Raw genomic sequence first — 21,999 nt, 5'->3', positions numbered from 1 at the left:
TCTCCTGCTCGGGGTGTGAACGGGGTGGGCAAGCGGTGGGGGTGCGGTGCGCGCGGCGGTCAGAGGACCTTGCTGAGGAACTCCGCGGTCCGCGGGTGGTGCGGGTGGTCGAGCACCTGCGCGGGTGGGCCCTGCTCGAGGATGCGGCCCGCATCGAGGAAGACGACCTGGTCGGCGACCTCGCGGGCGAACCCGATCTCGTGGGTGACGACGATGAGGGTCGTTCCGGTGCTCGCGAGGTCCCTGATCACGGCCAGCACCTCACCGACGAGCTCGGGATCCAGCGCCGAGGTCGGCTCGTCGAACAGGATCACGCCGGGCCGCAGCGCGAGGGCCCGGGCGATCGCGACGCGTTGCTGCTGGCCGCCGGAGAGCTGGCGCGGGTAGGCGTCGGTCTTGTCGGCGAGCCCGACCCGGCTCAGCAGGGTGCGGGCGTGCGCGCGGGCCTCGGAGCGGGAGCTGCGGCCGGTGGCGACGGGGGCGGCGGCGACGTTGTCCAGCGCGCTGAGGTGGGGGAAGAGGTTGAAGCTCTGGAAGACGAACCCGATCCGGCTGCGCTGGGCGAGTATCGCCCGCTCGCTCAGCTCCTTGAGCCGCGTGCCGTGGTGGCGGACGCCGATCGGTTCGCCGTTGATGCTGACGTGGCCGCTGTCGAGCCTCTCGAGGTGGTTGATCGAGCGCAGCAGCGTCGACTTCCCCGATCCGGACGGGCCGAGTACCACCGTGACCTTGCCCGGTGCCACGGTCAGGTCCACCCCGGCGAGCACGTGGTGGGTGCCGAACCACTTGTGGGCGGAGTGCACCTGCACGGCAGCGGGGCGCACCCCGTCGAGCACCTCCCCGAGCACGGCCGTCCCCGTCCCCGTCCCGGCGGCCGTGTCTGATGTCGTGCTCGTCATCGGATCGCTCCTTCCCTGATGCGTGCCCGGAGCACGGTGGTGCCGGTGCGCAGCTTCTGCAGGGGTGTCGGGGGCAGGGTCCGCAGCGCGCCGCGGGAGTAGTGGCGCTCCACGTAGAACTGGATGATCGACACGATGCTGGTGAGGATCACGTACCAGACGGTGGCGACGACCAGCAGCGGCACGATGTCGCCGGAGTAGGTGGCGCCCATGCTCTGCACGGTGCCGAACAGGTCGAGCAGCGACACGTAGAACACCAGCGAGGTGCTCTTGATCAGCCCGATCAGCTGGTTGACGTAGGAGGGCACGATCGCGCGCAGCGCCTGGGGGAGCACGATCCGGCGGAACTGGTAACCGCGGGGGAGCCCGAGCGCAGCCGATGCCTCGTGCTGCCCCTGGTCGACCGAGAGGATTCCGGCGCGCACCACCTCTGCGGCGTAGGCGGCCTCGTTCAGGCTCAGGCCGATCACGGCGATGACCATGTCCGTGGCCAGCGTCGTCACGCCGAACGTCACGAACGCGGGTCCGAAGGGGATACCCAGGCTCAACGACTTGTAGAGGGCGCTGAAGTTGTAGAGGAACAGCAGCACGACGATCAGCGGGACCGAGCGGAACAGCCAGATGTAGATCCAGCTCACGGCCTGCAGGACGGGGCTGCGGGAGAGCCTGCCCAGGGCCAGCACGATGCCGCCCGCCAGGCCGAGCACGGCGCTGAACGCCGTGACCTGCAGCGTGATGACCAACCCGTCGAGGACGACCGGGCGCAGGAACCAGTACGCGAAGCGGTCCCACTGGTAGAAGGGGTTGGTGATCAGGCCGTGGACGATCTGGGCCAGCACCACGAGTACGACGACGGTGGCGATCCACCGGCCGGGGTGGCGCAGCGGGATCACGCGCGCAGCGGTGAGGTCCGGCTCGGGCCGGTCGTCGGTGTCGACCCGGTTCAGGCGGGGTGGCGGGGGTGGCGGATCGGACCGGGACACGGTGGATCGGCCGGAGGGAGGCACGCTGGAACTCCAGTGGACTCGGGGGGCGTCCGGGCAGCACGCATCGCAGCGGCGCGCTCGGTGAGGGGGACGTACGGAGTCCGCGCCGGTGCGGTCCGGCGCGGATCAGGAGATGGTCAACAGCGCGGGGTCAGTGCCCCGGGTGTGAGATCAGGAACGACAGAGCGCGCTGCTGACGCGCTGCAGGTCGATGTGGCGGCGGGCCGCTCCGGTGGCGCGGCCGTGGCATCGCCACTGCGCCAACCACGAAGTGGTGTCCATCGCCGCCACCGCCACCTGTTCTGCCCGCCGGGGGCATCGCGCTTACCGAACGTGCGTCGGTCCGGTCGTCACCTGGAGCACCCCACCGCGAGCGAGGGTTGCCGGCCAGCAAGCCAGGGCTTGTCGCTGACACTCATGACCTGTCGGAGTGGACGTTAAGTCGGCTGCGCGGGCGTTGTCAACGTGTCGGCTGCGACGCCGTCGGTCCCGGCCGTCGGCGCGGATCAGCGGACGTTGCGGCGCATCACGAAGGTGCGCAGCTCCTTGCCGGTGCCACCGCAACCGCCGCAGGTGCGCCAGTTCTTGCCGGTGAAGTCGCGGATGCGGGGGCTGCTGGCACAGGAGCTGCAGGCCGTCCACGGCCAGAGCTGCACCGTGGCGAGCCAGAGGAGCAGCCCGGCGAGCAGACCGAGCGTCCAGTTGGCCGTCCACGCACCGACGAGGATCAGGCCACCGCCGACGAACACCACGAACGGCCTCATGGCAGCACCCGTTTCTCTTGGGAGCCTCGAGCATCGGCGCGCCGTCGGCACGTGACACGAGTAGCCGGCTACCTCAATCGAGGTAGCCGGACGGGTGCGGCCGCGACATCGGTCACGGAGAGTGATCGCTCGGCACCGGTGTGACGTTCATAGCTCGCCACTCGGCCGATCCGCGGGTCGCCCGAGTGGCGAGCGGTCGGGGACCGGCGCTGCCAGCGGCTGCTGGAGGAGTACCTGCGTGCCGTGGCGGTCGTGGTGGATGAGCACGCAGGTGAACAGCTGCTGCATGAGGCGGATCCCCAGGCCGTGCCCGGTCGGCCGCGGCTCGGCCGCGGGAACGCGCCACTGCCCGTGGTCGCGCACCTCGATCCAGAGCGCCTCGGACTCGGTCCACAGTGTCACCTCGATGGTGCCGTGGCGCCCGGGTTCGTACGCGTGCGTCACGGAGTTCGTGACGGCCTCGGACACGGCGAGGACGATCTCGTCCCGCCGGTCCTGCGGGATGTTGCACAGGCAGCGCCGGAGGTGGCGGCGCAGCGGGGAGAGCTTGGTCGGGTGGGCCGGGATGGTGAGGTGGGAGAACTCGACGAGCTGGGACAACAATCCTCCAGCCTGGCTGGACACAACAGGGCCGGGTTCCCGCGGCGCCGGCCTGTCAAACCCGCTGGGCCGAACCTGATCGGCCGGATCTCAACTCTCGAGCGCCGCCGCGACGGTCGGGTGCAGCGGGAGGACCTGGTGCAGGTGCATGACCTCCCACGGCTGGGTGACGGCGACGTGGTCCGGCGGCGCCACGAGGCGCAGGTTCGTCGGCGCGTGCCGGGCGTCGGCGGCCCGGGTGGCCAGGTTGGCGAGCACGCCCAGCCCGCTGGAACCGAGGAACGAGACCGCGGACAGGTCGATGACGACGGTGGCGACGGCGGGCTGGTCGAAGGCGGCGTCGACGGTGCTCATCAGCTCGGGTGCGGTGTACAGGTCGAGCTCGCCGCGGACTGCCACCACCGTTGCCGAGCCGACGACGGTGGTGGTGAGTTCCAGTCCCGGGCGATCGGTCTGCGGGTCGTCGAGACCGGAGTGGGTATCGCGTCCTGTCATGGCGGGCACGCTATCGCGCTTTGCTCCGATCGGCCCAGTCCATGATCACGAACCATGATCACCGGCGCAGCAGGGCCTCCGGGATGTCCACCAACCGGCTCCGCAGGTACTCGCCCAGCCCCTTGGCCTGGGGATCCGGCCGCGTGGCCGAGGCCACCCCATCGCCCAGCAGGCCGACGACCACGATGTTGACCGCGCGCAGGTTCGGCAGCTCGTAGCGACGGATCGCCAGGTCCGCGGCCTCGGGAAGGAGCTCCCGGATGCGCTCGACGGTGAGGTACGCCCGCAGCCAGCGGTACTCCTCGTCGGTGCGGGTCCAGACTCCGATGTTGGCGTTGCCGCCCTTGTCACCGGACCGGGCGCCGGCCACCGTGCCCAGCGGGTGCCGCGTCGTGGGCCCCCTGACCGGGGTGTGGTCCGCCGCTGTCGGTGCGGCCGGTGCGGGGCCTGCCGGCGGGTGCGGGATCGTCTGCTGCGTGCCGTCGGGCAGCGTCACGCGGTGCTGGACCTCGGCGGCGGGCACCGTGGTGGGCCAGTAGACGCCGAAGGCGCTCTCCGCGGACGGCGGGGTGGTGGTGTGGAAGCCGGGGTAGCCGCCGAGCGCGAGCTCCATGGTGGTGTTGGAGAAGGCGCGGCCCACCTTGCGCGCGTCGGGATCCTTGACGGTGATGCGCAGGTGCGCGGTGGCCTGGTCGTTGACGGGCGCGTCGGCCCGGTCGAAGCGCAGCAGCCGCACGTCGGTCTCGGCGAAGCGCTCCTTGCCGCCGAGCAGCCCGAACAGCTGCTCCTCGGCCCACGCCGCCTTCTCCTCGATCGCGGTGCCGGTGAGCACGAGCGTCATGGTGTTGCGGAAACCGCCCTGGTAGTTCAGTGCCACCTTCAGCCGGTCGGTCGGCGCGCTCCCGCGGGTACCGCTGATCCGCACGCGGTCGGGCGCCTCCTGGTCCAGCCGCAGCGTGTCGAAGTGGGCGGTGGCGTCCGGGCCGAGGTAGGCGGGCTCCGCGATCTCGTAGAGCAGCTGGGCCGTGACGGTGCCGACCGAGACGAGCCCGCCGGTGCCGTCCGGCTTGGTGATCACGCTGGAGCCGTCGTCCGCGATCTCGGCGACGGGGAAGCCCGGGTAGCGCCGGTCGGTGATCTCCTCGAAGAACGCGTAGTTGCCGCCGGTGGCCTGCGGACCGCACTCGATGACGTGGCCCGCGGCCATCGCGCCGGCGATCCGGTCGACGTCCTCGCGCCCCCAGCCGTGCCACCACGCCGCGGGCCCGACGACGAGCGACGCGTCGGTGGTGCGGCCGGTGACGACGATGTCGGCGCCCGCCCCCAGCGCCTCCGTGATGCCCCAGCCGCCGAGGTAGGCGTTGGCGGTGACCGGCTCGACGCCGGCCTCGGCGAGCTTGCGACCGGTGTCGAGGTGCACGAGGTCGTGCCCGGCGGCCTGCAGCTCCGCGAGCCGTCCGACGAGGTCGTCACCGTCGACGTGGGCCACCTGCGGGGCCAGTCCGAGCCGCCCGGCGAGCAGCCCGATCTGCTCGGCCAGCCCGCCGGGGTTGAGCCCGCCCGCGTTGGCCACGATCTTGATCCCGCGGTCGAGGCAGGTGCCCAGCACCTGCTCGAGCTGGACGAGGAACGTCTTCGCGTAACCCGCGGACGGGTCCTTCTGCCGCGCCTTCCAGAGGATGAGCATGGTGAGCTCGGCGAGGTAGTCACCGGTGAGGACGTCGATGGTCTCCCCGGACACGTGGCCCTCGACCATCTCCCGCGCGGCGGCGAGGCGATCGCCGTAGAAGCCGGAGCAGTTGGCGATGCGGACCGGACGCCTGGTCATCGGCTGCTCCCGGCCGCTACGGCGCCGGGTGCTCGGCCCGGTCCCGGTGCGCCGGCGAAGGCCTGCGCGATGGAGATCCATGCGGTGGCGGCGGGCCCGGTCACCGCCAGCGCGGTGTCGGTGACGTGGCGGCGCTGCGTCACGACCAGGCAGAAGTCCAGCGCCGAGCCGGTCACCCGGTCCGTCGCATCCGGATCGCCCCACTCCCACCGCGCGCCCGATGGCGCCTCCAGCGCGACGTGCACGGGAGCCTCGGGCGCGGGGCGGTTGTTGAGCGCGAACGCGAACCCCGCGGTCTGCACGCCGAGGTGCGCGACGTGGCGCAGGCGGTCGGTGGGCTCCCGCACCGCGCCGACGGCGTCGGCGATGTCCTGCCCGTGCGCCCAGGTCTCCATCAGCCGCGCGGTCGCCGACGAGGCGGCGCTCATGTCCGGCCCGTACCACGGCAGCCGGGCCTTCGGGTCGAGCGCGCGGAAGGTCGTGATGAACCGGCTGCGGGCCCGGTCCAGCCAGGCGCGCAGCTCGGCGGCACCGAGATGGGCGTGCTCGGCGGCGACCCGGTCGGGGAAGTCCGCGCCCTGCTCCACCAGCGCGGCGGCCTCCCGGCGGAAGGTCTCCGGGTCGACGGCGGCGAGCGTGGCCGCCTCGTCGAAGTACGCGAGGTGGCTGAGCTGGTCGCGCACGTCCCAGCCGGTGGCGGGCGTGGGGAGGGCGACGCCGGCGTCGTCGAGGTCGGCGACGAGCACCTGGACCACAGCGGTCTCCGCGGCGAGATCGTCGAGCAGGTCGTGCATCGAGACAGCCATAAGTGCATCGTCATTCACTAAGGCGCCGCTGCGCAAGGGCTGACGGGTCAGGTTGCAGTGGGCGGGTCAGGAGGCGGTGGGCCGGCGCAGCGTCTCGATGCGGTTCTCGAGCGCGTCGAGCGAGGCGGCGTCGGCGGCGAAGCCGTTGAACAGGGTGCGGCAGTACTCGCGCGACAGCTCGCTCGGCGCCCACGGACCGTCGCGGTGGAACCACTGCGCGGTCTGCTTGTGCAGGCTGAAGAACTGGAACATGAGCAGCCGCACGTCGCTGCCGCGGAACAGGCCGCGCGCGATCGCCTCGTTGCCCAGCTGGAAGACCAGCCCCTCGAAGTCGTGGCGCTGCTGCAGGAACCGGGTGCGGTTCTCGCCGCTGAGGTAGCGGTAGTCGTGCTCGTAGACCCAGACGTGCTCGGGGCGCTGAGCGATGCCGTCGAGGATGGCCTCGGAGATCATCCGCAGCCGTACCAGCGGGGACTCCTCCAGGGCGACGATCTCGCGCATCCGGGCGATGAGCGGGGTCATGACCTGCGAGGAGATCTCGACGAGGAGGTTCTCCTTGGACTCGATGTAGTGGTACAGCGCGCCCTTGCCCAGCCCGGTGACGCGCATCAGGTCGCTCACCGAGGTGCCGGAGTAGCCCTGCTCCGCGAACAGCGCCGTGGCCAGGTCGACGATCTCGCGCCGCCGGTCCTCGAAGCCCGGGCCGTGGCCCTGCGGGCGGCCGCGACCACGCCGCTCCCGGTCCTCGTCCCGGACGGTGCCGGTGGTCGTCATGGCGATCCTTCGAGCTCTTCCGTGTGACCCGGGCGCGCACCTCGCGCCGTTCGTAGGTTCCCACACCGCGTGGTCACTCCGCGGGACGAGCGCCCTGCCGCCATTCGGGCGACGTGCTTGTGGTGGTGACCGGGCCCACACTACGGTCCCCATTTACGTGGACCGTTCGGTCCACGTAAATCATCTCACGGCCCCGCAGCGACGCGACGTGTGTTCGCGGTGGCCACCGCCGAGCAGCGCGCGAAGGGCCGGAGCAGGCATGACGAATCAGCATCCGACGGTCGCCCCACCGCGGTACGTCGACCGGGAGCAGGTCACCGAGCAGGAGCTGCGGGACCTGGGCGTCGACCTGGAACAGGACTTCCCCGGCGCCACCGCCGCGGACTTCCGCCGCTATCCGGTGCTGAGCGAGGGCGGCTGGTTCATCGTCGTCAAGCACCAGCCGTCACTGCGCTCGGTGAGCCGCGAGCGCTGGGAGCTCTTCGGCCCGATCCAGCTCACCTCACACGGTCTGGACCTCTCGTGAGCGCGTCCCCCAGAACCCCCCGAACCCGCATGGGAGTGCCAGCATGATGATCGGAGTCGACGTCGGGGGCACCTTCACCGACGTGGTCGCCATCGACGGCGGCGAGATCCGGACGATCAAGGTCGCCACCGAGGCACGCACCGAGGACGGCGTGCTCGCCGGCGCCAGGGAGGTCGGTGTCGCCGGGGCCACGGTGTTCAACCACGCCAGCACCCACGGCCTCAACGCGGTCATCACCCGCAACCTGCCCAAGATCGCCTTCCTGACGACGATGGGCCACCGCGACATCCTCGACGCCGGCCGCACCTGGCGGCCCGCCGAGGCACTGACCGACGCGCACTGGCGTCGCCCCTACGGCGACGCCGCCCGCCCGCTCGTGCCCCGCTACCTGCGCCGCGGTGTCCGCGAGCGGATCACCGCCGACGGCGGGGTGCTGATCCCGCTCGACGAGGAGCAGGCCCGCGCCGAGCTCGAGGTGCTGCGGGAGTGCGAGGTCGAGGGCGTCGCGATCTGCCTGATCAACGCCTACGTGAGCGCGCACCACGAGGAGCGGCTGCGCGACCTCGTGCTGGAGGTGCTCGGCCCGATCCCGTGCTCGATCTCCAGCGATGTGTCGCCGCTGGCCAAGGAGTTCGCGCGCTCCTCCACCACCGTGATCGACGTCTTCATGCGGATCATCTACGACGGGTACACCGCCCGGCTCGACGCCGGGCTGCGCGCCGAGGGCTTCACCGGCGAGCTGAACTACGCCAACTGCGCCGCGCAGCTCGTCGCGGCCGACGTGGCGGTGGAGCACCCGTACCAGATCGTGTTCGCGGGCCCCGCCGCCGGAACCGTGGCGAGCGCCCACTTCGGGTCCCTGATCGGCGCGTCGAACCTGCTGTGCGCCGACGTCGGTGGCACCTCGTGCGACATCAGCCTCGTCACCGGCGGTGCGCCCTCGGTCGACACCACGTTCGAGCTCGAGCACGACCTGATCGTCAACGCCCTGTCCAACGAGGTCGTCAGCATCGGCGCCGGTGGCGGCAGCCTCGTCACCGTCAGCCCGGCCGGTGAGCTGCTCGTCGGGCCCGGCAGCGCGGGCTCGGTGCCCGGCCCGGCCTGCTACGGCCGCGGCGGCACCCAGCCCACCACCACCGACACCGCGCTGATGATGGGCATCATCGACCCGGACGGGTTCGCCGCCGGCCGGATGACGCTCGACGCGAAGCTCGCGCGGGAGGCCTTCGAGGCGCTCGACTCGCCGCTGGATCTCGCGCAGCGGGTGAGCTACGCGTTCAAGGTCGGCGTCAACAACGTGGCGGAGGGCCTGTTCAACGTCGCGGTCAAGCACGGCATCGACCCCCGCGACTACACGCTGCTCGCCTTCGGCGCCGCGGGCCCGATGCTGCTGCCCGCCGCACTGGAACTGGTGCACGCCAAGGAGGTGGTGGTGCCGCCGCACCCCGGCCTGTTCTCGGCGCTGGGGCTCGTCAGCTCCGATCAGGTCTACGGCGACAGCCGCAGCTCCTACACGATCCTCGAGCCGGGCGCGGCCGAGTCGATCGAGAAGGTCTACGCGCAGATGGAGGACCGGCTGCGGCAGCGGTTCGGGAACAAGTCCGACCAGGAGATCACCTTCGTCCGCACGTTCGACGCGCTGCTGATGGGCCAGAGCTGGGAGACCCCGTTCGTCGGCATCCCCGAGGGCACCATCACCGCCGACACCGTCGGGCAGATGATCGCGAACTTCCACGACGTCTACGAGCAGCGCACCGGCAACCGGTTCGAGGCGCTGCCCGTGCAGGGCGTCACCTACCGGGTGGAGGCGGTGTTCCCGGCCGCCAAGGTCGAGTACCCGACGCTACCGGCGCGCGAGTCGGGTGGCCCCACCCCGACCCGCGAGATCGAGATCCGCTACCTGACCGACGAGCCGCTCGCCGCGGCCGAGTACCAGCGCGCCGACCTGCTGGCCGGCGACGAGATCGACGGCCCCGCGGTGATCCGGGAGCCGCTGTCCACCACGTTCGTGCCGCCGCGCCACCACGTCGTGGTGGGGACCTACGGCGAGCTGCGCATCCGCCTCGCGGCGGAGTAGGGGAGCCGACATGACCACCGACACGACCGCACTGCGTGATCTGTCCGATGGGGATTTCGCCGCCCGCTACGGCGCCGACCGCTTCACCGCGGGCGTGCTGGCCAGCCGGATGCGCTACGTGGTGGACCACATGTGCGCGGGGCTGCTCAACAACGCGTTCTCCTCGATCCTGCGTGACTGGTACGACTTCGCCGCGACGATCGCCGGACCGCCCGAGCAGGACTACGCGATGAGCACGGTGAGCAACTCGCTCGCCGTCTTCCTCGGCACCATGGGCGACGCCGTGCGCAACACGATCGAGGAGTACGGCGTCGAGAACGTCGAGCCCGGCGACATCATCATCGCCAACGACCCCTACCGGGTGGGCAACCACGTCAACGACATGTGCTTCATCCGCCCGATCTTCCACGACGGCCGGATCATCTCGTTCGTCACGATCCGGGCCCACCAGCTCGACATGGGCGGCGTCGTGCCCGCCGGCTTCAGCGCCACCAAGCGCAACTCCTACGAGAACGGCCTCGTACTGAGCCCGACCCGGCTCTACGCCAAGGACAGGCCGGTGCGCTCGACGTTCAACCTGATCTTCGACAACGCCCGGATGGCGCCGCTGCTGTTCCCGGACATCAAGAGCATCTACCAGGCGCTGCTGCTCGCGGAGCGGCTGATCGGGGAGAGCATCGAGCGTTACGGCGCGCAGGCCTTCCTCGGCGCCATCGCCTACACCTGCGACGCGTCGGCCGAGGCCATGTCCACCGCGCTGATCGAGAAGATCCCCGACGGGGTCTACGAGGCGGAGGAGGGCATCGACGCCGACGGGCTCGACGACAGCATCACCTACCGGCTCAAGATCCGGATCGCCAAGCAGGGCGACCGCGTCGAGGTCGACCTCAGCGGCACTTCCGAGCAGGCCCGCACGTGCGTGAACGCGTCGGCGCTCGACGCGAAGACCGCGATCGCGGTGGGCATCAAGATGCTCATCGACCAGCGCACGCCGTTCAACTCCGGCTCGTTCCGCAACATCGACCTCGTGGTGCCGCCGGGCACGATCTGCAGCGCGACCCCGCCCGACGGCGCGATCTTCCTGTACTGGGAGAGCACGATGCCGGTGCTGCAGGCGGTGTACCGGGCGCTGTCGGGCGTGCTCGGCGTGGACGCCGTCGGTGGCGACTACGGCTCGCTGATGCTGCACAACGCCAACGGCGTCACCGAGGACGGCACGCCGTGGACCACGGTGGCCGAGTGCGGTGGTGAGCACGGGCCCTGGGGCGCCACGAAGGTCGGCGACGGCGACAGCTACATGGTGGCCCAGCTGATCAACAACATCGACCCGGCGACGGAGGCGATCGAGGCGTCTTCTCCCGTGGTGGTGCTGCGCAAGGAGTACGCGGCCGACACCGCGGGCGCGGGCACGAACCGCGGCGGCGCGTCGGTGCGGCGCGACACCCTCTACCTGCGCGACGCGGAGCACTGGTCCAGCCCGCTGCACACCAAGTCGCCCAGCGGCGTCGGCGCCTACGGCGGCACCGACGGCACGACGCAGGCGTGCTGGATGTTCGCGCCGGAGTCGTTCGACATCCGCGACGAGCAGGATCTGCTCGGCACCGGCACGGACGTCTACGCGCGGTCGCAGCCCATCGCCGGTGTGCTGGACCCGGAGTCGAAGGTGCTGGATCCGGCGGGGGACTACCACTACTTCGCCTCCACGCCCATCTGGCGCACCACCCCGCGCACGATCTTCCGCTACCAGACCGGTGGCGGTGGTGGCTGGGGTGATCCGCTGGCCCGCGAGCCGGAGCGGGTGATGCGCGACGTGCGCGACGAGTACGTCAGCATCGAGGGTGCCTACCGCGACTACGGCGTGGTGGTCGAGGGCGACCCGATCCGCCACCCCGAGCAGCTCACGGTCGACCTCGAGGCCACCACCCGGCGCCGTGCCGAGCTGGCTGCGGGGCGTTGATCGGTGGATTTCCGTACGGATGACCACACCCTCGCGCTGATCGAGCAGGTCCGTGGGTTCCTCGACGAGCACATCCGCCCGGCCGAGGCGGTGCTGGAGCAGCAGTACGCCGCGGCGGCCGACCCGTTCGACGTCGAGCCGCCGATCAAGGAGGAGCTCAAGGCCAAGGCCAGGGCGGCCGGGCTGTGGAACCTGTTCCTGCCCGATCCGAAATGGGGTGCGGGCCTGACGAACCTGCAGTACGCCCCGCTCGCGGAGATCACCGGGCACAGCATCGACCTCGCCCCGGAGACGTTCAACTGCTCGCCACCGGATGCGGGCAACATGGAGCTGCTCGCCCTCTACGGCACCGAGGAGCAGCAGGCACGCTGGTTGCGCCCGCTGCTCGACGGGGAGATCCGGTCCTGCTTCGCGATGACCGAACCGGCCGTCGCGAGCTCGGACCCCAACAACCTGCAGACCACGATCGTTCGCGACGGCGACGACTACGTGATCAACGGGCACAAGTGGTGGACCACCGGGATCCTGCGGCCCCACACCAAGCTGATCATCGTCATGGGCGTCAGCAACCCGGACGCGCCCGCGGGCCAGCAGCACAGCATGGTGCTCGTGCCCCGGGACACCCCCGGGATCGAGATCCGCCGCTCGCTGCCGGTGTTCGGCTTCCCGCACCACGCCTACGGCGGGCACGGCGAGGTCGTGTTCGCCGACGTCCGGGTGCCGGCGGCCAACGTGCTGGGCCCCGAGGGCGGCGGGTTCGCCGTGGCGCAGGCCCGCCTGGGGCCGGGCCGGATCCACCACTGCATGCGGCTGCTGGGGCACTGCGAGCGGGCGATCGAGCTGATGTGTCGCCGCGCGCACGAGCGGGTCACGTTCGGCACGCCGCTGGCCGAGCAGGGCGTGGTGCAGGAGTGGATCGCCGACGCGCGGATGGACGTGGAGCAGGCGCGCCTGCTCGTGCTGAAGACCGCGTGGCTGATGGACACCGTCGGCGCGAAGGGCGCCCGCGTCGAGATCTCCGCGATCAAGGTGGTGGTCCCGAAGATCACCGCCCGGATCGTCGACCGGGCCATCCAGGCCTTCGGCGGCGCCGGGGTCAGCAACGACCTGCCGCTGGCGAACTACTACGTCGAGGCCCGCTACCTGCAGATCGGTGACGGCCCCGACGAGGTGCACCGGCGCGCGGTGGCGCGCCGCGAGCTGCGGAAGTACGCGGGCTGATGTTCGATCCGCTGACACCGGCGCAGCTGGTGGCGATGCTCGGCGACCTGCTGCGGGATGCCGCCCGCTGGGACCGCCCGCTCGACGACTTCCGCAGCGCGCAGCTGCTCTCGGCCGGCAGTGTCGCGCGCTACCTCGCCGTCGAGCTGGCGGGGGCGGACGCCGAGCTGGCGCGCTTCGCCGACCGCGTCGGGTCGGAGATCGACCGCGCGACCGCGGCGGCGACGGATCCGTCGTGGACGGTAGCGCTGGATCGCGGTCGCCGGGGTGTCACGACCGACGTCGCGGTGCTGGGCTCGGGGCTCGTCGACCTGCTGCGGGCGTCGCGGGAGTGCACGGACCCGGACGTCGCGCGCTTCCGCACCGCGGTGCACGGGCTGCTCGCCGAGCTCGTCGATCGCCACGTCGTGCTGCTCGGTGGGGCCCCGTGAGCGCGGGACGCGACGAGGTGCTCGCGCTGCTGCGCGCGAACGGCGTCATCGGGGCCGGCGGTGACTGGCAGCTCGTCCAACTGGCCGGTGGTTGGTCGCGCCACACCCACCGGCTCACCGACGCGGTGAGCGGGCGCAGCTTCATCGTGCGGGTCCGCCCGCCCGGTGCGCTGCTCGACACCGACCTGGAACGGGAGTACCGCGTCTACGCGGCGGTCGCCGCCGCCGGCGTGCCCGTGCCTGCGGTGCACGCGTTGCAGAATGCGCCCGAGTCAGCGCTCGGCGGGCCGTACTTCGTGATGGACCACGCGCCGGGCCACTCGCCGCTGGTCTGGCAGGCCGGTGACCGGGAGGCGCTGGAGGCGAACTGGCGCGGTGACCGCAGCGTCGCCACCGACGTCGTCGGGGCGCTGGCCGCGATCCACGACATCCCGGTGGCGGAGCTGGGCTTCCTCGGCCCGCCGCTGTCGTTCCGGGAGGCCGTGGGTCGCTGGCGGGCGGTGTACGACAAGAGCGCGATGGTGGCCGACCCCGTGGTGGAGGAGGCGTTCGAGTGGGTGCTCGCGCGTGACCCCGGCCCGGTCGAGCCGAGCCTGGTGCACGCCGACTTCCGGATCGGCAACATGCTGCTGCACGAGCAGCGCGTCACGGCCGTCATCGACTGGGAGCTCGCCCACCTCGGTGATCCGCTCTTCGACGTCGGGTACGCGGCGATGCCCTACTACGCGGGCAAGTTCGTCCGGGCGGGATCGCCGCTGGTCGGAGCGTTCGCGGAGCCGGAGTGGTTCGTGGCCGAGTACGCGCGGCGGCGCGGCATCGAGGTCGACCCGGAGACCGTCCGCACCTACACCGTGCAGGGCACGCTGTCCCTGATCGCGATCATCGGGATCGGGTTGCGCCGCTTCGCCGACGGCGAGAGCACCGATCCCCGCATGGCCTGGAACCGCTTCGTGATCCCGGGCCTGCGCCAGGACATGGTCCGCCTCATGGGCTGGTGACCCGTCCCGTCCCGCACATCGAACGAGGGAGTTCGCCATGCCAGGACAGTTCTCGACATTCCAGGGCAAGGTCGCGATCGTCACGGGAGCGGCGGGCGGGATCGGTGGCGCCAGCGCGGCCGAGCTGGCGCGCCACGGGGCGCAGGTGCTGCTCGTCGACAACCGTGCCGACGCCGTCCAGCACGTGGCCGACGAGCTGGTGTCCGACGGCCTCGACGTGGCGGCCTTCGCCGCGGACGTGACGGTTCCCGAGCAGGTCGAGGCCTACGTCGAGCACGCGGTGGAGCGGTTCGGGCGGCTGGACCTGTTCCACAACAACGCGGCGCTCGAAGGCCCGTTCCAGCCGGTGCAGGACTACGACATCGACGTGTTCGACCGCTTCGTCGCCGTCAACGTCCGCGGCGTCTTCCTCGGCATCCGGGCGGTGCTGCCCCGGCTGCTCGCGCAGGACTCCGGTGCGATCGTCAACACGTCCTCGATCGCGTCCTGGGTCGGGTTCGGCAACCTCGCGGCCTACACCGCCACCAAGCACGCCGTCGCCGGTTTCACCCGCGCGGTCGCCGCGGAGATCGCGACGACGAACGTGCGGATCAACGCGGTGTCACCGGGCGTGATCGAGACCGAGTTCGTCAAGCGGATCGAACGCGCGGTGGCCGCGCCGGACGACGCGGCGCAGGGTGGCGGCCTGTTCCTGCCGTCGATCCCCAAGCAGCGCTACGGGCAGCCGGAGGAGATCGCCACGGTCGTGCGCTTCCTGCTGTCCGACGACGCCAGCTACGTGCTGGGTGCCAACTGGCTCGCCGACGGCGGCATGCAGGCCACCGGCTGACGGCACAGACGATGGACGGGAGAGATGACGTGGACAGCGGACTCGACGCTGCGGCGTCGCGGTGGGAGTGGCTCAACCTCACCCACCTCGTCGAACGGGCCGGTCTCGACCCCGACCGGCCCGCCGTGATCATGGACGGCACCGTGCGGACCTACGGCGCGCTGCGCGAGCGGTGCCGGCGGGTGGCCAACGGCCTGCTCGCGCTCGGGATCGGGCGCGGGGAGCGGGTGGCCGTGACGTCGGGGAACCGGATCGAGTACGTCGAGACCGAGCTGGGCATCGCCGGTGCGGCCGCGGTGATGGTCGCGATGAGCTGGCGCCTCGCCGCGCAGGAGCGCATCAGCCTGCTCGCGCACTCGCAGGCGCGGGTGGTGTTCGCGGAGGCCCGCTTCGTGGCACCGATCGCCGCGGCGCGGGCCGCGGGGGAGCTGCCGGACCTGCTGCGGATCGTCGCGTTCGGGGACGCGGCCGAGAATGTCACAGAGGGGGCCGACGAGGAGTTCGAGGACTTCTGCGCCGCCGCAGGTACCGAGGTCCCGGCATGCGCGCCACCGCGCCTCGACGACCCCCACGAGATCATCTTCACGTCCGGGACGACCGGCTCGCCCAAGGGCGCGGTCTGGTCGCACGGCACGGTGCTGTGGAACAACATCCAGCAGGTGATGGACTTCGGGCTGCGCCCGGAGCACAGCAACTACGTGATGCTCGACCTCAACTACATCGGTGGCCGCCACGACTTCACCCTGGCGCTGCTGCACCAGGGCGCCACGGTGCACGTGCGGCGCTCGGGCGGGTTCGACGCGGCGGAGGCGCTCGACTACATCACCGCCAACGCTGTGAGCCACGTGCTGTGGGTGCCGACGATGCTCTACGACGTGCTGCGCGTGCTCGACGCGACGCCCTATGACACGTCCGGCATCGAGATGATCATGTGCGGCGGCGCCCCGCTGTCGCGGGATGTCGCCGAGCGTGCCCGGGCGGCGTTCCCGCACACCCGGTTCGTGCAGGTCTACGGGCTGACCGAGGGCGGCGGCACCACGACGTTCGTCCCCGACGCGTACCTCACGACCAAGCTCGGGTCGGCGGGCAAGGCGTCACTGCACAACGAGATCCGGGTCGTCGACGACGCCGGCGCGTCGTGCGCGGCCGGGACGGTGGGGGAGATCCTCGTGCGCGGGCCGGCCGTCACACCCGGCTACTGGCAGGACCGCGACGCCACCGCCGCGACGATCGTCGACGGCTGGCTGCACACCGGCGACCTCGGCCATCTCGACGACGACGGCTTCCTCTTCGTGGCGGGCCGGTCGAAGGACCTGATCATCACCGGCGGCATGAACGTGTACCCCGCCGACGTCGAGGCCGTCGTCCGCGCCCACCCGTCGGTCCACGACGTCGCGGTGATCGGGCTGCCCGACGAGCGCTGGGGCGAGCGGATCTGCGCGGTCGTGGAGGCCGAACCGGGACACATCGTGGACGAGGCGGAGATCATCGCGTTCTGCCGGTCGCGGCTGGCCGGTTTCAAGAAGCCCAGCTCCGTCCGCGTCGTGGCGGAGCTGCCCCGCACCCTGTCGGGCAAGGTGCGCAAGCACCTCCTGCGAGCGGAGCCCTACCCGCCCGCCTGACGGCGTGCGGTGCCGGATTCGCCCGCCTGACGGCGTGCGGTGAGCCGCTCCCGCTGCGGGACCACGGTGTAGGCCGGGTCGCGGGCCGACACCATCCCGGCGTCGAACACCCCGTAGCGGGTGGCGGCGGAGCCGGCGTTGAGCAGCAGGCCACCCGCCAGCGACAGCGCCCGGCCCCCGCGGCCCCGCAGGAGCCCGCCCGCGACGGCACCGACCGCCCCGGCCACCGTGGCCGCCCGCGCCGCCGCGAGCACCGTCGCGGGCCGGCCCTCGGTGTAGGCCCGGCGCGCGTACCCGATGCGGTGCTCCAGCGCGGCGGTGGCGGCGAGTTCGAGCACGGCCCCGGCGACGGCGACCTTCCGCGCGGGGCCCGCGTCGCGTCCGGCGAGCAGTCCCACCCCGCCGCCCGCGGCCAGCGCGCTGCCGGCGAACACGAACGGCAGCTCCCGGTACCCCTCGTGCCAGGCGGGCACGGCCGTGTCGGCGAGCAGGACCGCGGTGTAGGTGGTGAGCGCGGGACCGAGCACCCCCGCCCCGGCCCCGGCGAGACGGCCGAGCCCCGGTGCGATGCCGGTGAGCTCGGACGCCGCGGCCGCGGCCGCGAGCGTGCCGAACGGCGCCAGGATCCAGGACCCCACCGACAGCGGTGAGGTCGGTTTGAACACCCGGAGCATGTTGAGGAAGCGCTGCGGGCGACCGAGATCGTGCACCAGCGCGCCGACGCTCGCGGTGGCGCCCACCAGCGCGGCGAGGCGCCCGGTGCGGCGCAGCGCGGGCCGGTCGGTGACGTCGGCCAGCGCCGACAGCGCCGCCGACACCCCGGCGACGCCGCCGAGGTACAGGTAGGCCGGGACGTCGGGCACCTTCCACGTCGGCGACTTGATGATCGGCCGTCCGTAGTAGGAGGTGAACTCCGCGTCGGGCACCATGAGCTGCTCGCCGCGCCCACGCCGGCCCCCACGTCCGCGCCGCCGCCCGGTCGTCTCCGCGGTCATCCACGCCTCCCGAGGAACGCTGCCGCCACGGTGGCCGCGACCGACAGCGCTGCCACCGCGGCGTGCCTCCACATCGACGGCAGGTCGCGGGTGGTGACCACCGGATCCGGGGGCAGGCCGTAGACCTCGGGCTCGTCGAGCAGCAGGAAGAACGCGCCGTCACCGCCCACCCCGTCGTCGGGGTCGTGGCCGTAGAGCCGCGCCTCGGGCACGCCGCGTTCGTGCAGGGCCGCGAGGCGGGCGTCGGCGCGTTCGCGCAGCTCGTCGAGCGGGCCGAACTGGATCGACTCGGTCGGGCAGGCCGTGGCACAGGCCGGTTGCAGCCCGGCGCCGAGGCGGTCCTGGCACATCGTGCACTTGAACGCCCCGCCGCCGCCCTGGTCCCGGGGGCCCTTGCGCTGGTCGATGACGCCGTAGGGGCAGGCGGGGATGCAGTAGCCGCAGCCGTTGCAGATGTCGTCCTGCACGAGGACCGTGCCGTGCTCGGTGCGGATCAGCGCGCCGGTGGGGCACACGTCGAGACAGGCCGCGTGGGTGCAGTGCTTGCAGACGTCCGAGGCCATCAGCCAGCGGACCTCGGTGGCGTCCCCGGGGCGCGCGGTGGTGGGCATCCCGAGCTCGACGGTGGCCGACTGCCGCGCCGGCACCACCTGCTCGATGAACGCGACGTGGCGGTAGGTGCTCGCGCCGAGCGCTCCCGTGTTGTCGTAGCTCATGCCGCTCAGGTCGAGCAGGTCCGGCTGGTCGTGGTGGCTGCCGTCGGCGGGCAGCGCGTTCCACTCCTTGCACGCCACCTCGCACGCCTTGCAGCCGATGCACACGCTGGTGTCGGTGAAGAACCCGACGCGCGGCGGGTGGTCGTCGGCGTAGCCGGCGTTGCCGGCCGGGTCGTCGAGCGGGCCCCAGAGGCTGTTGACCATCTAGTCCTCCAGACCGGCACGCCGGCGGTAGTCGGCGAGGAACGTGACCAGCGCCGGCCCGCGCGGGCGGCGACCGGCCCGGATGTCGCAGGTGGCGGCCTTGGTCTCCATGATGTGCACGTTCGGGTCGAGCGTGACCGACAGCAGCTCGTTGGCGGCGTCGCCGGTGGCCAGGCCGTTCGAGCCCCAGTGCCACGGCACACCGATCTGGTGGATCACGGTGTCGCCCAGACCCTCGTGCCGCAGCCGCAGCGGCTTGGCCCGCTCGGTGACGAGCACCTTGCCCTCGATCGCCGAGCGCGCGGTGACGACGTGGCACCACGCCCCGTTGGCCAGCCCGCGCAGCGCGGCCAGCGCGGGGGAGACCTCCAGGAACATCTCCGGCATCAGCTCGTTGAGGTGCGGCGTCCACCGGCTCATCCCGCCCGCCGTGTGGTGCTCGGTGACGCGGAACGTGGTGAAGACGAACGGGAAGACCTCGGCACCGGGCGTGCCCGGTGCCGGGTGGTAGCGGTTGTCGTGCCGGTCGAACTCCTGCCGTGCCGGGTTGGCCCGCTGCCACGGGTACAGCGCGTTGGGCACCGGGGACTCCTGCGGCTCGTAGTGCGCGGGCATCGGCCCGTCGAGCAGTCCCGCGGGCGCGTGCAGCCAGCCCCGGCCGTCGGCCTGCATGATGAACGGCTCGTTGCCGCCGATGGCCTCGGCGGCGTGGGCGTCGGCGGGGGGCCGGTAGTCCGGGGCGGTGGTGGGCGGGAAGTCGGGGACGTCACCGCCGGTCCACTTCCCGTTCTCGGCGTCCCACCAGACGAGCTTCTTGCGCTCGCTCCACGGCTTCCCGTCGGGGTCGGCGGAGGCGCGGTTGTAGAGGACGCGACGGTTCGCGGGCCACGCCCAGCCCCACTCGGCCGCGACGAGGTCCTGCTCATGGCCGGGTCGCCGGCGCATCGACCGGTTGACCTCGTCGGCGTAGACGCCGGAGTAGATCCAGCAGCCGCACGCCGTGGAGCCGTCGCTCTTCAGCGCGGTGTAGCCGGCGAGCGCCTTGCCGTCCGCGTCGGTGCCGTTGATCTCGCGCAGCACGGCGTCCGCGCTGGGCTCACCGTTGTCGTCGACGGGGTAGTCCCAGGTCAGGTCCTGGACGGGGCGGTCACGGGGCTCGGTCGACTCGGCGAGCCGCGCCTTGATCCGGCGGCCGAGCTCGTAGTAGAACCACAGGTCGCTGCGGCAGTCACCGGGCGGCTCGACGGCCTTGTGGTGCCACTGCAGCAGGCGCTGGGTGTTGGTGAACGTGCCGTCCTTCTCGCTGTGGGCGGCCGCCGGCAGGAAGAAGACCTCGGTGGCGATGTCCGCGGTGCGCATCTCGCCGGTCTCGATCTCGGGCCCGTCCGTCCAGAACGTGGCCGTCTCGATCATGTTGAGGTCGCGCACGACGAGCCATTCGAGCTTCGCCAGCCCCTGGCGCTGCTGGCGGGCGTTGGCCGTGCCGGTGGCCGGGTTCTCCCCGATCACGAAGTAGCCCGGGACCTCACCGCGGGCCTGCGCCATGACGGTCGGGAAGCTGGAGTGGTCACCGGTCAGGCGCGGGAGGTGGTCGAAGCAGAAGTCGTTGTCCGGGGTGGCCGCGTCGCCGAACCAGGCCTTGAGCAGGCTCACGACGTAGGCGTCCATGTTGCCCCAGAAGCCCTTGTCGCCGGTGTTGGCCGCGATGAAGGTCTCCAGGTCCTGCTCGCGGTGGGCGTGGGGCATCGGGATGTAGCCGGGCAGCATGTCGAACAGCGTCGGGATGTCGGTGGAGCCCTGGATGCTGGCGTGGCCGCGCAGCGCGAGGATGCCGCCGCCCGGGCGCCCGATGTTGCCCAGCAGCAGCTGCAGGATCGACGCCGCCCGGATGTACTGCACGCCCACGGTGTGGTGCGTCCAGCCCACCGCGTAGCAGAACGCGCTGGTCCGCTCCCGGCCCGAGTTGCGCGTCAGTGCGTCGGCCACCTGCGCGAACATCTCCGGCTCGATGCCGCAGACCTCGTGCACCAGCTCCGGGGTGTAGCGCGCGAAGTGGCGCCGCAGCACCTGGAACACGCACCGCGGATCCTGCAGCGTGTCGTCGCGCCGCGGCTCCTTGCTGGTCGGGGCGCCCCCCGAACCCGCGATCTGGCCGCGCTCGTGACCGGCGACCGGCCGGTCGTCACGGGGCCCGACCGCAGCGCCGACGTCGTCCTCGTACTCCCAGGATCCGACGTCGTAGGTGCCGGTCGCCGGATCGAACCCGGAGAACAGGCCGTCGAGGTCCTCGGTGTCGCGGAAGTCCTCGCGCAGGATCATCGGAGCGTTGGTGTACGCGCGGACGTAGTCCTCGAAGTACGCGCCCGTCTCCAGCACGTGGTGGATGAGCCCACCGAGGAACGCGATGTCGCTGCCCGCCCGGATCGGGACGTGCAGATCCGCCACCGCGGACGTGCGCGTGAACCGCGGATCCACGTGGATCACCGTGGCGCCGCGCTTCTTCGCCTCCATCACCCACTGGAACCCGACCGGGTGCGCCTCGGCCATGTTGGAGCCCTGGATGACGATGCAGTCGGAGTTGACCAGGTCCTGCTGGTAGTTGGTGGCGCCGCCCCGACCGAAGGAGGTTCCCAGACCGGGAACGGTGGAGCTGTGTCAAATACGGGCCTGGTTCTCGATCTGGATCGCGCCCATGGCCGTGTAGAGCTTCTTCATGAGGTAGTTCTCCTCGTTGTCGAGGGTCGCCCCTCCGAGGCTCGCCATCCCCATCGTCCGTCTCAGGTGCCTGCCCTCGTCGTCGACGTCCTGCCAGGTCTTCGCGCGGGTGGCCAGCACCCGATCGACGATCATGTCGACGGCCGTGTCGAGCTCGAGGTCCTCCCACTCCGTGCCGTACGGGCGCCGGTAGCGGACCTTCGTCTGCCGGGTGGGCGCGGTGAGCAGCGACAGCGTCGAGGAGCCCTTGGGGCACAGCCGGCCCCGGCTGATCGGCGAGTCGGGATCGCCCTCCACGTGGGTGACCCGGCCGTCCTTCGCGAAGATCTGCTGCCCGCACCCGACGGCGCAGAACGGGCAGATCGACTTCGTGACGGAGTCGGCGTCGCGGGTGCGGGCCCGCTTGTCGACCGAGCCCCCGTCATGGCGCGCCGCGGTGCCGCGGCCGAGCGGATCGTCGCCGGTCAGCTGCCGGACGACGGGCCAGCTCTCGATCCAGGTGCGTACGCCCACGAGCCATCGATTCCCCGGAGATCGCCGTCGCAAACACCGGGCC

At 71.7% G+C, this 21,999-nt stretch carries 20 protein-coding genes and 1 riboswitch; of the genes, 8 read left to right on the top strand and 12 right to left on the bottom strand.

Features of this window, described 5'->3' with window-relative positions; translation table 11 throughout:
• Positions 1–59 precede the first annotated feature (59 nt).
• From ACFPFQ_RS37625 to ACFPFQ_RS37585, 9 genes are all read right to left on the bottom strand, one after another.
• Positions 60–899, bottom strand: a complete 840-nt coding sequence (locus ACFPFQ_RS37625) for an amino acid ABC transporter ATP-binding protein (RefSeq protein ID WP_379627664.1) — start codon at positions 897–899, stop codon at positions 60–62.
• The gene (locus ACFPFQ_RS37620; protein WP_379627662.1) at positions 896–1,882 is read right to left on the bottom strand and encodes an amino acid ABC transporter permease; all 987 of its coding nucleotides are present in this window, start codon (positions 1,880–1,882) and stop codon (positions 896–898) included. Before ACFPFQ_RS37620 ends, ACFPFQ_RS37625 begins: the two co-directional genes overlap by 4 nt.
• A 174-nt stretch (positions 1,883–2,056) precedes the next feature.
• Positions 2,057–2,167: a putative leader peptide gene (locus ACFPFQ_RS37615; RefSeq protein WP_379627660.1), complete on the bottom strand. Its 111-nt coding sequence runs from the start codon at positions 2,165–2,167 to the stop codon at positions 2,057–2,059.
• Positions 2,168–2,200: 33 nt separating this feature from the next.
• Positions 2,201–2,308: riboswitch (SAM riboswitch) on the bottom strand.
• Between the two features lie 83 nt (positions 2,309–2,391).
• A complete protein-coding gene (locus ACFPFQ_RS37610; RefSeq protein ID WP_379627658.1) occupies positions 2,392–2,649 on the bottom strand; it encodes a hypothetical protein in 258 nt (85 codons plus the stop codon).
• 147 nt (positions 2,650–2,796) lie between these two features.
• Complete coding sequence (locus ACFPFQ_RS37605) at positions 2,797–3,249, bottom strand: ATP-binding protein (RefSeq protein WP_379627656.1); 453 nt, start codon at positions 3,247–3,249, stop codon at positions 2,797–2,799.
• A gap of 90 nt (positions 3,250–3,339) precedes the next feature.
• Positions 3,340–3,744 carry an STAS domain-containing protein gene (locus ACFPFQ_RS37600; protein WP_379627654.1) on the bottom strand — a complete coding sequence of 135 codons (405 nt, stop codon included), beginning with the start codon at positions 3,742–3,744 and terminating at the stop codon, positions 3,340–3,342.
• 58 nt (positions 3,745–3,802) lie between these two features.
• On the bottom strand, positions 3,803–5,572 hold the full coding sequence (locus ACFPFQ_RS37595) for an acyclic terpene utilization AtuA family protein (RefSeq protein WP_379627652.1): 1,770 nt from the start codon (positions 5,570–5,572) through the stop codon (positions 3,803–3,805).
• Positions 5,569–6,378 (bottom strand): TIGR03084 family metal-binding protein, encoded by an 810-nt coding sequence (locus ACFPFQ_RS37590; RefSeq protein WP_379627650.1) that lies wholly within the window; start codon positions 6,376–6,378, stop codon positions 5,569–5,571. The genes ACFPFQ_RS37595 and ACFPFQ_RS37590 overlap by 4 nt, the downstream gene beginning before the upstream one ends.
• A 66-nt stretch (positions 6,379–6,444) precedes the next feature.
• Positions 6,445–7,152, bottom strand: a complete 708-nt coding sequence (locus tag ACFPFQ_RS37585) for a TetR/AcrR family transcriptional regulator (RefSeq protein ID WP_379627648.1) — start codon at positions 7,150–7,152, stop codon at positions 6,445–6,447.
• 259 nt (positions 7,153–7,411) lie between these two features.
• On the opposite strand from ACFPFQ_RS37585, the gene ACFPFQ_RS37580 reads away from it, so the two are divergent.
• The 8 genes from ACFPFQ_RS37580 to ACFPFQ_RS37545 are packed head-to-tail and all read left to right on the top strand — an operon-like array spanning position 7,412 to position 16,813.
• Positions 7,412–7,678 carry a hypothetical protein gene (locus ACFPFQ_RS37580; RefSeq protein WP_379627646.1) on the top strand — a complete coding sequence of 89 codons (267 nt, stop codon included), beginning with the start codon at positions 7,412–7,414 and terminating at the stop codon, positions 7,676–7,678.
• Between the two features lie 43 nt (positions 7,679–7,721).
• Positions 7,722–9,755 carry a hydantoinase/oxoprolinase family protein gene (locus tag ACFPFQ_RS37575; RefSeq protein ID WP_379627644.1) on the top strand — a complete coding sequence of 678 codons (2,034 nt, stop codon included), beginning with the start codon at positions 7,722–7,724 and terminating at the stop codon, positions 9,753–9,755.
• A 10-nt stretch (positions 9,756–9,765) separates the two neighbouring features.
• Positions 9,766–11,712 carry a hydantoinase B/oxoprolinase family protein gene (locus tag ACFPFQ_RS37570; protein ID WP_379627643.1) on the top strand — a complete coding sequence of 649 codons (1,947 nt, stop codon included), beginning with the start codon at positions 9,766–9,768 and terminating at the stop codon, positions 11,710–11,712.
• Positions 11,713–11,715: 3 nt separating this feature from the next.
• A complete protein-coding gene (locus ACFPFQ_RS37565; protein ID WP_379627641.1) occupies positions 11,716–12,933 on the top strand; it encodes an acyl-CoA dehydrogenase family protein in 1,218 nt (405 codons plus the stop codon).
• Positions 12,933–13,364 (top strand): hypothetical protein, encoded by a 432-nt coding sequence (locus ACFPFQ_RS37560; protein WP_379627639.1) that lies wholly within the window; start codon positions 12,933–12,935, stop codon positions 13,362–13,364. The genes ACFPFQ_RS37565 and ACFPFQ_RS37560 overlap by 1 nt, the downstream gene beginning before the upstream one ends.
• Complete coding sequence (locus tag ACFPFQ_RS37555) at positions 13,361–14,362, top strand: phosphotransferase family protein (RefSeq protein ID WP_379627638.1); 1,002 nt, start codon at positions 13,361–13,363, stop codon at positions 14,360–14,362. The genes ACFPFQ_RS37560 and ACFPFQ_RS37555 overlap by 4 nt, the downstream gene beginning before the upstream one ends.
• 37 nt (positions 14,363–14,399) lie before the next feature.
• A complete protein-coding gene (locus ACFPFQ_RS37550) occupies positions 14,400–15,191 on the top strand; it encodes an SDR family NAD(P)-dependent oxidoreductase (protein ID WP_379627636.1) in 792 nt (263 codons plus the stop codon).
• 29 nt (positions 15,192–15,220) lie between these two features.
• Positions 15,221–16,813 carry a class I adenylate-forming enzyme family protein gene (locus tag ACFPFQ_RS37545; protein ID WP_379627634.1) on the top strand — a complete coding sequence of 531 codons (1,593 nt, stop codon included), beginning with the start codon at positions 15,221–15,223 and terminating at the stop codon, positions 16,811–16,813.
• Here the strand turns inward: ACFPFQ_RS37545 and nrfD are convergent.
• From nrfD to fdh, 3 genes are read right to left on the bottom strand one after another with little or no spacing between them, the layout of a single operon-like run.
• Positions 16,798–17,808, bottom strand: a complete 1,011-nt coding sequence (gene nrfD, locus ACFPFQ_RS37540) for an NrfD/PsrC family molybdoenzyme membrane anchor subunit (RefSeq protein WP_379627633.1) — start codon at positions 17,806–17,808, stop codon at positions 16,798–16,800. The two genes, ACFPFQ_RS37545 and nrfD, sit on opposite strands and share 16 nt — an antisense overlap.
• On the bottom strand, positions 17,805–18,728 hold the full coding sequence (locus tag ACFPFQ_RS37535; protein ID WP_379627631.1) for a 4Fe-4S dicluster domain-containing protein: 924 nt from the start codon (positions 18,726–18,728) through the stop codon (positions 17,805–17,807). Before ACFPFQ_RS37535 ends, nrfD begins: the two co-directional genes overlap by 4 nt.
• Positions 18,729–21,956, bottom strand: coding sequence for a formate dehydrogenase (gene fdh, locus ACFPFQ_RS37530; protein ID WP_379627629.1), 3,228 nt, complete (start codon positions 21,954–21,956; stop codon positions 18,729–18,731).
• Positions 21,957–21,999: the final 43 nt, after the last annotated feature.

The organism is Pseudonocardia sp. GCM10023141, assembly GCF_042653605.1.
Note: the sequence above shows the minus strand (reverse complement) of the source record. Positions and strands in the feature narration are given on the sequence as shown.